This window comes from Gluconacetobacter liquefaciens (assembly GCF_003350405.1).
Classification (GTDB): Bacteria; Pseudomonadota; Alphaproteobacteria; order Acetobacterales; family Acetobacteraceae; genus Gluconacetobacter; species Gluconacetobacter liquefaciens.
The window spans coordinates 91,236-104,770 of the sequence record NZ_QQAW01000010.1; the positions used below are offsets into that span (position 1 = coordinate 91,236).

At 64.7% G+C, this 13,535-nt stretch carries 11 protein-coding genes; 6 read left to right on the forward strand and 5 right to left on the reverse strand.

Annotated elements, in window-relative coordinates:
* Nucleotides 1-19: 19 nt before the first annotated feature.
* On the reverse strand, nt 20-2,536 hold the full coding sequence (gene glgP / locus C7453_RS15390; protein WP_114728571.1) for an alpha-glucan family phosphorylase: 2,517 nt from the start codon (nt 2,534-2,536) through the stop codon (nt 20-22).
* 26 nt (nt 2,537-2,562) lie between these two features.
* Nucleotides 2,563-4,638: a glycogen debranching protein gene (locus C7453_RS15395; RefSeq protein ID WP_114728573.1), complete on the reverse strand. Its 2,076-nt coding sequence runs from the start codon at nt 4,636-4,638 to the stop codon at nt 2,563-2,565.
* 439 nt (nt 4,639-5,077) lie between these two features.
* Here C7453_RS15395 and C7453_RS15400 point away from each other — a divergent pair, with 439 nt between their 5' ends.
* The 3 genes from C7453_RS15400 to C7453_RS15410 all read left to right on the forward strand — a co-directional run bounded on the left by C7453_RS15400 (nt 5,078) and on the right by C7453_RS15410 (nt 7,824).
* Nucleotides 5,078-6,412, forward strand: a complete 1,335-nt coding sequence (locus tag C7453_RS15400) for a mannitol dehydrogenase family protein (RefSeq protein WP_245949077.1) — start codon at nt 5,078-5,080, stop codon at nt 6,410-6,412.
* A 339-nt stretch (nt 6,413-6,751) separates the two neighbouring features.
* Complete coding sequence (locus C7453_RS15405; RefSeq protein WP_114728575.1) at nt 6,752-7,078, forward strand: carboxymuconolactone decarboxylase family protein; 327 nt, start codon at nt 6,752-6,754, stop codon at nt 7,076-7,078.
* A gap of 5 nt (nt 7,079-7,083) precedes the next feature.
* On the forward strand, nt 7,084-7,824 hold the full coding sequence (locus tag C7453_RS15410) for an SDR family oxidoreductase (RefSeq protein ID WP_114728577.1): 741 nt from the start codon (nt 7,084-7,086) through the stop codon (nt 7,822-7,824).
* A gap of 102 nt (nt 7,825-7,926) precedes the next feature.
* Here the strand turns inward: C7453_RS15410 and C7453_RS15415 are convergent, their stop codons facing one another.
* On the reverse strand, nt 7,927-8,820 hold the full coding sequence (locus C7453_RS15415) for a LysR family transcriptional regulator (protein WP_114728579.1): 894 nt from the start codon (nt 8,818-8,820) through the stop codon (nt 7,927-7,929).
* A 128-nt stretch (nt 8,821-8,948) separates the two neighbouring features.
* Between C7453_RS15415 and C7453_RS15420 the strand changes: the two genes are divergently transcribed.
* Both C7453_RS15420 and C7453_RS15425 read left to right on the forward strand, forming a co-directional pair.
* On the forward strand, nt 8,949-9,338 hold the full coding sequence (locus C7453_RS15420; protein WP_114728581.1) for a (R)-mandelonitrile lyase: 390 nt from the start codon (nt 8,949-8,951) through the stop codon (nt 9,336-9,338).
* 114 nt (nt 9,339-9,452) lie between these two features.
* Nucleotides 9,453-10,436: an aldo/keto reductase gene (locus tag C7453_RS15425; protein ID WP_114728590.1), complete on the forward strand. Its 984-nt coding sequence runs from the start codon at nt 9,453-9,455 to the stop codon at nt 10,434-10,436.
* Between the two features lie 88 nt (nt 10,437-10,524).
* On the opposite strand, the gene C7453_RS15430 is transcribed toward C7453_RS15425, so the two are convergent.
* Complete coding sequence (locus C7453_RS15430; RefSeq protein WP_245949078.1) at nt 10,525-11,229, reverse strand: HAD family hydrolase; 705 nt, start codon at nt 11,227-11,229, stop codon at nt 10,525-10,527.
* A 401-nt stretch (nt 11,230-11,630) separates the two neighbouring features.
* Between C7453_RS15430 and C7453_RS15435 the strand changes: the two genes are divergently transcribed.
* Complete coding sequence (locus C7453_RS15435; RefSeq protein ID WP_245949079.1) at nt 11,631-12,230, forward strand: TetR family transcriptional regulator; 600 nt, start codon at nt 11,631-11,633, stop codon at nt 12,228-12,230.
* Here C7453_RS15435 and C7453_RS15440 read toward each other — a convergent pair.
* Complete coding sequence (locus C7453_RS15440; RefSeq protein WP_114728624.1) at nt 12,227-13,510, reverse strand: NAD(P)/FAD-dependent oxidoreductase; 1,284 nt, start codon at nt 13,508-13,510, stop codon at nt 12,227-12,229. The genes C7453_RS15435 and C7453_RS15440 overlap by 4 nt on opposite strands.
* Between the last annotated feature and the right edge of the window lie 25 nt (nt 13,511-13,535).

Genomic DNA, 13,535 nt, shown 5'->3' on the forward strand with positions numbered 1-13,535 from the left:
CACGTGTGACCGGGTATTCTTACCGCTGCCAGAGGATATGCGGGCTTTCTAGTGGGATTGCCATGCCGCCATGGGTAGGGACGACGCAGACGGTGTAATCCGTCACCGGCCGGTCCAGCCCGGTTGTGAGCGTGTAATGAGTCAGGCCGTCGGCATCGCGGCAGCCGCTGGGGGGAATGACCGTGACGGTGGGCTGCCCGCCATCGACGGGATCGGCGTAGAACTGCACCTGGACCGCTTCGGCGGGAATGGGCCCGAGCGCGAGAGCGACCGCGACATGATAATGCCCGTCGGGTTGTGAAATCGTTACTGAGTGGATGTGCAGTTCGGACCAGGATGTATTCAGCAGGTCCTGCCATTGCACGATCTCGCGCGCCGCGCGGCCGCCATCGGCCAGTCGAGCGTGGTAGCGGGCTGCCGCCGGCAGGTAGAAACGGTCGGTATAGTCGCGCACCACGCGGTTAGCGGAGAAAAGCGGCGTCAGGCGCGCCATGCTCTCGCGCATCCGCGCCACCCAGGACGCGGGAATGCCCTGGGCGTCGCGGGCGTAGAAGGCCGGGGAGATTTCGGTTTCGAGCAGGGTGTACATCGCTTCGGCCTCGGCGGTGTCCACCGCCGGGTCGTCGCCATGTTCGCGCCCGTCGCCCAGTGCCCAGCCGACTTCCGGTGCGTAGGCCTCGGCCCACCAGCCATCCAGTTCCGAAAGGTTCAGCCCGCCATTGACCAGCACCTTCATGCCGCTGGTGCCGCTGGCCTCCCACGGGCGGCGGGGGGTGTTGATCCATAGATCGACGCCCTGGACCAGGATCTGGCCCAGTGCCATGTCGTAATCGGCCATGAAGACGACGCGGCCCCGGACATCCGGCCGCCGTGAGAATGCGATCCAGCGCGTGATCAGGGCCTGCCCCACCATGTCGGCGGGGTGGGCCTTGCCGGCCAGTACCAGTTGCATGGGCCGCTCGGGGTGCGAGAGCAGGCGCGCGAGGCGGTCGGGGTCGTGCAGCAGCAGGTCCGGCCGCTTGTAGGTTGCGAAACGGCGGGCGAAGCCGAGCGTCAGTACGTCGGGGCTCAGGGTCGGGACCGGCTGGTCCGAGGCGCCGCCGTTATCGGCATAGCCCTGCTGCTGCGCGCAGAGGGCGGTGACCTTGCGGATGAAGCCCGCGCGGGCCTGGCAGCGGGCGGTCCAGAGCGTGCGGTCGTCGAGCGCGCGAATACGGTCGGCCACACCCTCCTGCGTGCCGCGCCAGCGTTCGGGGCCGGCGGCTTCGGTCCAGAGCGTGTCGGCCTCGACCGAATCCCAGCTTGGCGTATGCACGCCGTTGGTGACGTGGCCGACCGGGACTTCGCATTCCGGCCAGCGGGGAAAAAGCGGCGCGAACAGGCGGCGGCTGACGGTGCCGTGCAGGCGCGAAACGCCGTTGACCGCGCCGCTGGCGCGGATGGCCAGCCATGCCATGTTGAAGGGCTCGCCTTGATCGTTCGGATCGGCGCGGCCGAGGGCCAGCAGGGTTTCCAGCGGGATGTCGAGCCGGTTGGCGGTATAGTCCGCGAGGTAGGTGCGGATCAGGTCGGGCGGAAACCGGTCGAAGCCGGCGGGGACGGCGGTGTGGGTGGTGAACAGGGTGCCGGCCCGCGCGATGGTCAGCGCCTGGCGGAACGGGATGTGCAGCCGGTCCATCAGGCCGCGTGCGCGCTCCACCGCCGCGAAGGCGGCGTGGCCTTCGTTGAGGTGGCAGACATCGGGCCGGTAGCCGAGCGTATCGAGCAGGCGCCAGCCGGCGATGCCCAGCGTGATTTCCTGGCGCAGGCGCAGATCGGCGTCGCCGCCGTATAGCTGGGTGGTGACGCAGCGCACACCGGGTGGGTTGGCCGGATCGTTGGTATCCAGCAGGTAGAGTGTCGCGCGACCGACGGTTGCCTTCCAGGCGCGGACCCACACATGGCCCTTGCCGAAATGGATCGGAATACGCAGCACGTCGCCTTCTTCCGTCAGGACCGGGCTGATCGGCAGCAGGGACGGGTCGTTGAACGGGTAGAGGGCGTGCTGCTGGCCGTCTGATGTCAGTTCCTGACGGAAATAGCCCTGGGCGAACAACAGGCCGACCGCGACCACCGGTACGCCGAGGTCGCTGGCTGCCTTGAGCTGGTCGCCCGCCACGTTGCCCAGCCCGCCCGAATAGATCGGCAGGGCCTCGCTGAGCATGTATTCCATGCTGAAATAGGCGACGCAGGACAGGGCGGAGGTATCGTGCTTCTGAGCGAACCAGGTGGGGTGGCGCAGCCCTTCGGCCTGGGCGGCCACGGCGTGACCGACTTGGCGGCGGAAGGCGGGCTTGTTGAGCAGCGCCTTGAGATGGGCGCGCGAGGCGTTGTTCAGGGTCGTCCAGGGATTCTGGGTGTGTTCCCAGCATTCGGGATTGATCTGGTGCCAGAGCGGATCGGTCGCGTGGTTCCAACTCCAGCGCAGATCCAGTGCGAAGCCGTGTAATGCGCGTTCTGCCGCGCGCGCGGTCAGCGTGGGATTCTCTGGCGCCATGTCACGTCGTCTCCCTCGTGTGTGTGTTATCCGGTTGTCGCGTCGTGCCTCATGCGCAGCAGGACGCGGATCGAGCGGGCCTGGGCGGACAGGCGCGCCATGTCGCCGATCTCCGCTGCTTCCTCGGGCGCGAGGATGTCGGCGGGGGAGGCGGCAGCGGTGTCGATGAAGCTGCGCCACGGGGTGGTGCCGCCGCGTGCCGCCTCGGGCAGGGCGAAATGCAGCGTGTCGTCCCAGCCGTTGATGAAGACATAGAGATCGCCATCCGCCATCGTGGCTCCTCGCAGGAAGAAGGCCAGGCTGCGCGAGACGGGGCGCAGGTCGGGTTCGCCGCCATCGACGCCGTGCCATGAGACGTCGTCGCGCCAGCCGATGCTGCGCGCGATGGAAGGATGGGCGGCGCGAAAGGCGATCAGCATCCGTACGAAACGCAGAAGCGTGCTTTCGTTTTCCGTCAGGCGCCAGTCGAGCCAGTTGGTTTCGTCATCGCGGTCGTAGGGATTGGGGTCTCCGCCCCGGCTGTGGCCGAATTCGTCGCCGGCCTGGAACATCGGCGTGCCGTTGGCCAGCATCAGCAGGCAGAAGGCGTTGCGCGTCTGGCGGCGGCGGAGCGTCATTACCGGCTCGGGCGCGCCGTCGATGCCCTGATGGCCGCAATTGGCGGCGATCTGGCCGGGATCGTCGTAGGAGAACAGGTCGCGCAGCGTCAGCCCGTCATGGCTGGCGATGTAGTTGACGCTCTGATAGGGGCGGGCGGCGTGGATACGGTCGTCGGGGAACAGGTCGGTGCTGCCGTAGAGGCGGGTCATCAGGGCCGGCACGCATCCGTCATCGCCGCGCAGGAAACGGCGGATATCGTCGCGGAAGCGGGCGTTCCATTGCCGCCAGGTCCGGCCGGGAAAGGCGCGGCCCAGTTGCATCAGCGAGCCGTCACCGACCCAGGGCTCGGCGATCAGCCGCGTCTGACGCAGGTGGGAGGCGGTGGAGAGTTCGGTGATGATCGGCGGTTCCGCGAGATTGATATGCCCGCTCTCATCGACCGAGAACATCGAGGCGAGATCGAAGCGCAGGCCGTCGATGCCCATCTCCTCGATCCAGAACCAGGCGCTGGAGAGAATGAGCTGCCGCACTACCGGTGCCGCCACATCCAGATCGTTGCCGCAGCCGCTGCGATTGGTGGGGCGGAACGGAAGGCCGGGTGCGCGCGTATAATAGCTGGGATTGTCGATTCCACGATAGGACCAGACGGGGCCGCCGGCATGGTCCTCGCCCGTATGGTTGTAGACAACGTCGAGAAAGACTTCGATTTCGGCTTCATGCAGCGCTGCGACCATCGCGCGGAATTCGCGCCATGACGTGGCGACCGTGCCATCGGAGGCGTAGCCCGCGTGGGGCGAGAAGAAATTGAGCGGCATGTAGCCCCAGAACGTTCCGTGGAGTGGATCGCGCTGGAAGATCGGCATTAGTTCCACCGCCGTGACCCCGAGCGCCTTGAGGTAGGGGATGTGGGCCGTCAGCCCGGCGTAGCTGCCGCGTTGTGCTGCGTCGACGCCCGATGAGGGGGCGCGGGTGAAGGCACGAACATGGAGTTCGTAAATGACGAGATCGTGATCGTGGCGTTGGGGGCGTTGGGCGGGCGGGGGAGTGGTGGTCGTGCGTTCCGGCAGGACGCCCAGTGGCGCGCGTCCGGCTGTGGGGCCGGGCCTGCAGGCGGCGTCGCGGTCGAAGCCGGGTGGGAAGAAGACGCCGCGTGCGTATGGGTCGAGCAGCAGTTTTTCGGCGTCGAACAGCAGCCCGTCTTCCGGGCGGTGCGGGCCGGCGACGGAGTAGCCGTAATAACAGGCGTCGCCCACCTGCTCGGCTGGGAGGCGGGCGTGCCACATATCGCCCGTCTTGTTGTGCGGCAGGCAAAAGGACAGGCGCAGGCAAGGGATGACGAGATCGTCCGCGCGATAGAGCAGCAGGGTGATGGCGGTGGCGTTGCGTGAGAAGATGCTGAAATTGAACGCCTGTTCCTCGGGCAGCCAGACGGCGCCGGGGGGATAGGGAGCGCCATCGGACGTCGTGAAACTGCTGCTGACCGGCGACGTCGCGTTCGGCATGGCTATGCTCGCCACGGGTGGGGATGGTGCGTAGCCTAATGGGATCGTGGCGCGAAAGCGAGAAAATCCCGCGTTGGCTGGAGCGGGGGGATGATGGGGACAGGGGGCGCTGGCGCATTCGGACGACGGCGCGGTGGGGTGTTTTCGTGTGGGATTTTATGTCGCGAAAGATCTTTTGAATTTCTGGAAAAAATTTGATTCTGTTTTTATGTTTGAAAAATATTGAAATTTCCTTATAATTCTTGTTCAATTGATATTGATAATAATGAGATGGAGGTTGATGTTTTGCGATTGAGTCGTTCCGCATTGTCCAGTCTGCCCGCTGCCGTCTACAGGCCACGTTTCGATCCGGCCTTATTGAAAAGCGGGATTTTGCATCTGGGATGTGGGAGCTTCCATCGCGCGCATCAGGTCGCGGCAACCCAGGCGGCGATTCATCATGCCGGAGACGACGGACTGCGCTGGGGCCATCGCATCGGCAACGATGCGGCGGCCGACGCTGACCGACCAATTGCGGCAGCAGGATAATTGCTACACGTTGCTGACCCGCGAGCCCGATGGCACGGTGGCCTCCGTGATGGCGGCGATCTCGGAAGCTGTGTTCGCCGGGGCGGATCCGGGGGCGCTGATCGGCCGGATTGCCGATCCGCTTATCAGGATCGTGACGCTGACCGTGACGGCCAGCGGTTATCACATCACCGCCGAAGGGCGGCTGGACCCGGAATCCGACGCCATTCGCGAGGATCTGGCGCGTGTGTTCCCCTGTACCGCGCCGGGCATTCTGGTGGCCGGGCTCGATCTGGTCCGGCAGCGCGGGGGCGTGCCGCCGGTGGTGCTGAGTTGCGACAATGTGGCCGAGAATGGCGATACGCTGCGGCAGGTGGTGATGGATTATGCCGCGCTGCGCGGCGACGATGCGCTGTCGGCCTGGATCGGCGCGCATGTGGTCTTTCCCAATACGATGGTCGACCGGATCACGCCACCTTTCCAAGAGGCGGATGTGGAGGATGCGCGGCGGCTGCTCGGCGGTGTAGACGATACGATCCCGGTTTCGGCGGAGCCATGGTTTCAGTGGATCATCCAGGCTTTCGACGGTGAGCGGCCGTTCTGGGAGGCGCATCCGGGCACGCGGTTCGTGCGGGATGTCGGCGTGTTCGAGCGGGCGAAGTTGCAGATGCTCAATGGCACGCACATGATTCTGGCCTATGCCGGGGGGCTGGCTGACCTGCCGACCGTGGCCGAGGCGGCGACTGATCCTGCACTCGGGGCGATTGCCACGTATTTCATGCGGCATGAGCAGTCGGCCGGGGTGGCGCTGTCGGATGAGGATCTGGATTCCTATGCTGCGGGACTGATGACCCGCTTTCGCAATCCGGGCATTGCGCATGATGTGGAACGGATCGGGCGCAATGGATCGGCGAAGATGGCCGCGCGGGTGATTGCGCCGATGCGGGAGAATCTCGAAGCCGGTCGGCCGGTGACGGGGGCTGTGCTGTTGATTGCGTGCTGGATCCGGTGGTTTGCACTGCATGAGCAGGAAGCGCTGGAAATCGGCCTGACGGACCCGCGGGCGGATGTGCTGCGGCAGATCTGCGCCGATGCGCGGGATGATCATCGGGCGCAGGCGGAGGCGTTTCTGGCGATGGAGGAGGTGTTCGGGCCGCCTCTGCCGGATCATGACGGGCAGGTGGCGGCGATCGCGGATATGCTGCGACGGCTGACGGAGGGCGATGTGCGGGCTGTGTTGCGCGAGGTTGCGCAAGCCTGTTCGTAAAAAATGCGCGAGGTTGTCCGGGTTATGGATGATGGTGGGAAAGGGAAGCACGCAGCGACGGTAGGAGCTGGAAAATAGACTTTCTGGTCGTGCTGTTTCTGAAGGGCGGGCCGATGTCCCGGTGCGTCCGTCCGCTTTGGTCCAGAACCGGATTCATGAATTCAACCGATAACATCATGCGCAATATATTGACTAATCGCTGAGAGGCGCCGGTCTTACGCTCTCGATGGAAGAAAGCTTCGGAGAGGGGATGCGGTGGTACCGGCATGTTCAGGCCGTCCTGCGTTCGTCCCCGTACCCGAAGTGTTGCAACCACTGACGGAGCGGGAGAACGCCCCCTTGTCCGATACTCTTTCAACTGCCCGCAGGGCCTTTGGCGATATTGCACCCGACCTGGCCGATTACACCGATCAGGTGCTGTTCGGCGATGTCTGGGAGCGGCCCGGCCTCGCGCCTCGGGAACGCTGCATCGTCACGATCAGCAGCCTGATCTCGCTCTATCGTACCAACGAACTGGGCTTTCATATCCGCAAGGCGCTCGCAACCGGTGTCAGCCGGGCCGAAATCGTCGAGATCATTACACACCTGGCATTCTATGCGGGATGGCCCGCGGCATCCACGGCCGTGGCCATCGCGCGCAGCGTTTTTGACGAACAGAAGGACTGAGCCTCATGACGCAGAATATTGCCGGCAAGGTCGTCGTCGTCACGGGTGCCAGCAGCGGTCTCGGCGAGGCTGCCGTCCGTCGTCTTGCGGCGGAGGGCGCCAAAATCGTCATGGGTGCCCGTCGGCAGGACAGGTTGGAAGCCCTGGCCCGTGACCTGTCGCTCGGTGCCGATGCTGCCGTCAGGACGGATGTCACGCATCTGGAGCAGGTGCAGGCGTTGGTCGATCATGCAGTGGGCCGCCACGGTCGGATCGATGTCATCATCAACAATGCCGGCCTGATGCCTCATTCTCCACTGGAGAAACTCCGCGTCGATGACTGGAACCGGATGATCGACGTCAATCTGAAAGGCACTCTTTACGGGATCGCCGCTGCCCTGCCGCATATGAAGGCGCAGAAAAGCGGACAGATCATCAATGTTTCGTCCGTGGCCGGTCACAAGGTCGGGCCGGGAGGCGCCGTCTACTCGGCCACCAAGACCGCGGTAAGGGTGATCTCCGAAGGTCTGCGGCAGGAGGTCAAACCCTATAATATCCGTACGACGGTCATTTCGCCGGGTGCCGTGCATTCCGAACTGCCTGACAGTGTGACGGATGATGAGACGGCGAAGGCCATTCAGGCATTCTACGATCAATATGCCATTCCGGCGGATTCTTTCGCCCGCGCGGTCGTGTTTGCCATGAGCCAGCCGGAAGACGTCGACATCAACGAGATCCTGTTCCGCCCGACGGCACAGGTATACTGAGCATGGCGCCCCCGGGACGCCCTCCTTAACCAGTATCCCTATATCGAGAAGCAGTACGACGCCGATGGGTGGATCATCGGGTGTCCGGTTTGTTTCTGTTTTCTATCCACGGTAGCGCAGTGCATCGACGACCAGACGGAAGGCGGCGGAAGATTGCCGCCGGCTGGGGTAATACAGGTGATAGCCGGGGAAGGGCGGGCACCAATCCTCCAGAACGCGGACCAGGCGCCCTTCCGCAAGATACGGCATGATCTGGTCCTCCATGACGCAGGCCAGGCCGAAACCGTCGAGTGCCGCCTGCCGGATCATCGGTACGTTGTTGAAGGTCAGTTGTCCGTCCACGCGCACGCGCAGGGCGCGGCGGCCTTTTTCCAGGTCCCACGCATAGACGCCGCCGGCGGTGGGAAACCGTAGATTGATGCAGCTATGGCGGGCCAGGTCCTGCGGCGTGCGGGGAATCGGATGGCGTGCGAAATAGGAGGGGGCTCCGACCACCGCCAGGCGCAGCTTCGGCCCGATCGGGACAGCGATCATGTCCCGCGCGATGGTTTCTTCCAGTCGTACGCCTGCGTCGAAACGTTCGGCGACGATATCGGTCAGGCCGGCATCGAGCGCCAGTTCGACACGCAGGTCGGGATAGTCGGGCAGGAGCCTGCGCAGTGCCGGCCACAGCAGCGTGGAGGCTGCGTGTTCCGACGTCGTGATCCTGACGGTTCCGGAGGGTTTTTCGGAAAGCTCGCTGAGCGATGCGATTTCGTCGGCGATCGTCTCGAGAGCGGGGACGAGCGTGCTCAGCAGGCGTTCGCCGGCTTGGGTGGGGGAGACGCGGCGGGTCGTGCGCGTCAGCAACTGTACGTTCAGGCGGGCTTCCAGCCGGCGGATCGTATGGCTCAGCGTGGATTGGGACGTGCCAAGTTTGGCCGCGGCGCGCGTGAAGCTCTGCTCTTCGGCGACCGCCATGAACGCATTGAGATCGACCAGTTCCTCGCGGCGCATTCATGAACTCCGGATATAAGATCAAGCGGATCATAGCATCTAATCGTGGAAATGACCTCATGCTTGAATGACGCTTCGGTCTGTCGGGCGACCATCTGCCCGCCTGCCCCTGTTTGAGGAGAACATGCATGGATATCCGTCGCCCCGGTTCCGATCCGTCTGTCAGGGGACCGGCCGAATGGTTTACCGGCAATGTGCGCGTGGATGCGCCGTTCGCGGGCAGTGGGGCGTTGGCCTGCGCGACTGTCACTTTCGAGCCGGGTGCGCGCACGGCGTGGCACAGCCATCCGCTCGGCCAGACCATTCTGGTCACGGCGGGCCTGGGCTGGGTGCAGCGTGACGGTGGCCCGATCGAGGAGGTGTACCCGGGCGATATCGTCTGGTTCGAGCCCGGCGAGAAGCATTGGCATGGTGCATCGCCGCAATGCGCGATGACTCATATCGCCATTACGGAAGCAAAGGATGGCAGGTCTTCGGACTGGATGGAACATGTCGGCGACGCGCAGTACCGGCGCTGACGTCTTTTTGAAGATTTGAGAGCTTGTAGGAAAACATGCCGAATCGGCACCGGCGCGTATGTCCGTGCCGGTGCGGAGGTGCGTGGATGACAGCACCTGGGAGCAAGGGACGACATGGAAAAGCGTGTTCTGGGAACGAATGGTCTGGAAGTGTCGGCCATCGGTCTGGGCTGCATGGGGCTGAGCTACGGCTATGGTCCGGCGACCGATCGGGGCCGTGCCGTAGCCCTGATCCGTACCGCGTTCGAGAAGGGGGTCACCTTTTTCGACACGGCCGAAGCCTATGGCCCGTTCATCAATGAGGAGGTTGTCGGCGAGGCGCTGGCGCCGATGCGCCGGGACGTGGTGATCGCCACCAAATTCGGCTTTCGAAACGGGGATGCGCAACAATCACTCGACAGCCGGCCGGAGCGTATCCGGCAGGTCGCTGAAGAATCGCTCAAGCGGCTCCGCACGGATGTGATCGATCTGTTTTATCAGCATCGCGTCGATCCGGACGTGCCGATGGAAGATGTGGCAGGCACGGTGCAGGAACTGATCTGGGAGGGGAAAGTCCGGTATTTCGGTCTGTCCGAGGCCAGTGTGACGTCTATCCGCAAAGCCCATGCCGTTCATCCGGTCGCCGCCTTGCAGAGCGAGTATTCCCTGTGGTGGCGCGAACCGGAGAAAGAGATCATCCCTGTACTGGAAGAACTCGGGATTGGCTTCGTGCCGTTCAGCCCTCTGGGCAAGGGATTCCTGACGGGTCGGATCGACGCCCATGCAGCGTTCGGTGACGAGGATTTCCGCCGTGTCGTGCCGCGATTTGCCCCGGAGGCCCTTGCGGCCAACCAGGGACTGATCACGCTCTTGCAACAGATTGCCGCAGCCAACGGGGCATCACCCGCGCAGATCGCCCTGGCCTGGCTGCTGGCGCAGAAACCATGGATCGTCCCGATCCCCGGTACGACCAGAATCGACCGGCTGGAGGAAAACCTGGGCAGCGCGGGTGTTCATCTGGGACCACATGAGTTGAAGGGCATTGATGAAGCCCTCGAACGCATTACCGTGGTTGGCGATCGCTATCCTGCGTGGTTGAAAGAACGGGTGGGACGATAGTCATGATGGCTCTGCGCCCATCTCGACCGGCGCCTGCCTTGCCGGAACATGCGTGTCTGATCGTCAGAGCGCATGTTCCGGCACGTTTTCAGGCGTGGGCCTGTTCCAGCCAGTGGCGGACATAGTCCAGGTCGTCCACGATGGCCAGCGCTTTTTCACGGACGTCTTCGGTGGGGGCCAGCAGGTCGGGGACCACGATGACCGGGATGCCGGCGGCGTGGGCGGCGCGGGCGCCGTTGTGGGAATCTTCCAGGGCCAGGCAGGCTTCGGGGGCGATGCCGATTTTCTCTGCTGCCGTCAGGTAGGGTTCGGGGTTCGGCTTGCCGCGCGTGACGTCGTCGCGGGTGACGATGGCGTCGAAGCGGGTCAGGAGGCCGACCAGTTCGAGATGGTGGTCGGTGCGGTAGCGGCTGGACGAGGTGGCGATGGCGCGGGGGAGGCTCAGCCGGTCGAGCAGGTCCAGCAGCGGGGTGACGCCCTTTTTCAGCACCAGCCGGTCGCTGTCGACGTAGCGGCGGAGATGCTCTTCCTGCAACGCGAAGAAGCGTTCGAGCGGGAAATCGGTGCCGTAGGTGTCGTGTACCATCTGGCGGCAGGTGTCGGCCGGCATGCCGATCATGCCACGGCAGAAGGCCAGCGGCACGTCATATCCGAGGTCGGTCCCCGCTTCGGCCAGCGCATCCATCGCCAGGGTTTCGCTGTCCAGCAGCAGGCCGTCCATGTCGAAAATCACGCCTTTGACGGCCTGGAAGGAGGATGCGGTCAGATGGAGGGGGAGCGGGTATCCCGGCATGCGGTCTTCTCTTTCTGCTGTTTCTTTCCGGCGCATTATCGGCTGTCGGCCGGGCGTGGTGCAACCCGGAAGGCATTTTTTTTGTAAAGATCATTGATTCGAATGAAGAATTCCTGGGGTATGCGCGTTGTGGCGCTGGCGGATCGGGTCGGGGAGGTTTTCTGCCAGCCTGTTTCGTATCGCGGAGAAATGTGAGGGGGCCTGCCGCCATGGCCGGGCTGGGGTGTTAGCGGAAGGCTGGAGGCTTTCGGCATTCGCGCCTATGATTTGCCGACAAGGGTCGTTTCATGGGCCGATATTCTGCCGGCTTCCCTTTTCCCGCATGTCTGTTCGAGAGCGATCCTGCCTTGCCTGTGCCCCGGTCCCCGGTTTCTTCCCCGCGCGTTGCAGCCCCCGTTTCCGTGCCGTCCCGGCGAGAGGTGCGGCGGAGTGAGACGCATGCCGCGCTGATCGAGGGGGCGATGCGTCTGCTGTCGACCCAGGGGTTCGATGCGACCACGGTTGACGAGATCGCGGCCAGTGCCGGGATCTCCCGGCGGACGCTGTTCCGGTATTTTCCGACCAAGGCGGATATCGTGACCGCGTGGGCGCAGAACATGACCGACGTGCTGACGGCCAGCGTCGAAGCCTGCCCGGGGGATTTCAGCCCGCAGGATATCATCCGCACGGCATTGGAAGCGGTCGTGCCGGAGATGGCGAAAAACCGTACCGAGGCGTTCGCCTTCGTTTACCTGATCGAGCGCACACCGGCGCTGCTTTCCGTCAGTCTGCGGAAATATGCCGGCTGGGAGGATGCGCTGGCGGCTGCGCTGGCCAGCCGGCTGGCGGCTTCGCCCGATCAGGGGCTGGCGGCGCGTGTGGCCGCGCGCTCGGGGATTGCGGCCTTTCGCACGGCGCTGGACGAATGGATACGGTGCAGGGGGCGCCCGGCGCTGGTGCCGATCCTGCGCAGGGTGCTGGTGTTGCAGGCGGAGTTGCTGACCCCGCCTGCAGGCGGTTAGTCGAGCCGCACCGAGGGCCGGACGAACGCATCGATCCGGTCGGCCAGGATGGACATCAGGCCACGGAACAGGCCGTACAGCTCCACCTGGTGCTGGCGGTAGAGCATCAGATGGCCCAGCCGTGCACTGAGGCCGTGCAGGAAGCCGCCGCCGAAGACGGTGCCGCCCGGAAGCGTGCCCCAGCCATTGTAGTTGCCCAGTGCCACGATGGCCCCCTTGTTGCGGAAGACGCAACTGGGGACGGCGATCCCGTTGCGCAGCAGGGCCGGCAGGTGGCGGGCCAGGTGATGAGCCTGCTGGCGGGCGACCTGCGCCGTAGGCGGCAGCGGGTCCGAGGAGATGAACGAACAATCGCCCATCGCGAAGATATGTTCGTCATCCTGCGATTGCAGGTTGGGGTGGACCAGGATCTGGCCCGAGCGGCTGAGGGAGAGCCCGTCGAACGCGGAGGTGACGTCCGGCGCCTTCACGCCGGCGGCCCAGACGCGCAGGGTGGCGGGGACGCGCGTACCGTCCTTCAGGCTTAGTCCTTCGGCATCGGCGCCGGAGACCATGGCGGAGGTGCGGACCGAAACGCCGATGCTCTCAAGCTGGCGCTGGGCCGCCGTGGAGACGGCTTCGGGGAAGGCGGGGAGCACGCGGGGGCCGGCTTCAAGCAGGGTGATCCGCAGTTGCGGCGGGGCCGAGCCGAAGGAGTGCAGGGCGACCAGATCCAGCGCCTTGTGCAGTTCGGCGGCGAGCTGGGTGCCGGTGGCGCCACCGCCGACGATGGCGATATCGAGCGGTTTGCCTACGGCATAGGCGCGCAGAAGCTCCATGCGGAACTTCTCGTTGAAGCCGTTGGCCTCGACCAGATTGTCGATGAACAGGCAATGTTCTGCCACGCCGGGGGTGCCGAAATCGTTGGCGCGGCTGCCGATGGCCAAGACCAGGGCCGCATATTCGACCGTGCGGCTCTCCAGCACCACTTCACCCTCGGCGGAGCGGAGCGGGCCGAGGATGGCGCGCTTGTTCGCGCGGTCCAGCGCCACGATCTCGCCGGGCCAGAATTCGAAATGGCGGTTGCTGGCCTGCGCCATGAAGCTGATGCGGTCATTCTCGTTTTGCGCCGTGCCCGCCGCGAAACAGTGCAGCATGGGCTTCCAGACATGCGAGAAGCTCTTGTCGATCAGCGTGATCCGGGCCAGCCCCTGACGGCCCAGCGTGTCGCCCAGCCGGGTGGCCAGGGCCAGCCCCGCGACACCGCCCCCTACGATGAGAATTTCCGGTTTTGTCGCCATCGCGTCTTCAGGGTCCATCTGCAAG

What these genes read in the sequence shown, in the direction of transcription:
- glgP (WP_114728571.1), bottom strand. Translation starts at nt 2,536, where the DNA reads ATGGCGCCAGAGAATCCCACGCTGACCGCGCGCGCGGCAGAACGCGCA.
- C7453_RS15395 (WP_114728573.1), bottom strand. Translation starts at nt 4,638, where the DNA reads ATGCCGAACGCGACGTCGCCGGTCAGCAGCAGTTTCACGACGTCCGAT.
- C7453_RS15400 (WP_245949077.1), top strand. Translation starts at nt 5,078, where the DNA reads ATGCCGGAGACGACGGACTGCGCTGGGGCCATCGCATCGGCAACGATG.
- C7453_RS15410 (WP_114728577.1), top strand. Translation starts at nt 7,084, where the DNA reads ATGACGCAGAATATTGCCGGCAAGGTCGTCGTCGTCACGGGTGCCAGC.
- C7453_RS15415 (WP_114728579.1), bottom strand. Translation starts at nt 8,820, where the DNA reads ATGCGCCGCGAGGAACTGGTCGATCTCAATGCGTTCATGGCGGTCGCC.
- C7453_RS15420 (WP_114728581.1), top strand. Translation starts at nt 8,949, where the DNA reads ATGGATATCCGTCGCCCCGGTTCCGATCCGTCTGTCAGGGGACCGGCC.
- C7453_RS15425 (WP_114728590.1), top strand. Translation starts at nt 9,453, where the DNA reads ATGGAAAAGCGTGTTCTGGGAACGAATGGTCTGGAAGTGTCGGCCATC.
- C7453_RS15430 (WP_245949078.1), bottom strand. Translation starts at nt 11,229, where the DNA reads ATGCCGGGATACCCGCTCCCCCTCCATCTGACCGCATCCTCCTTCCAG.
- C7453_RS15440 (WP_114728624.1), bottom strand. Translation starts at nt 13,510, where the DNA reads ATGGCGACAAAACCGGAAATTCTCATCGTAGGGGGCGGTGTCGCGGGG.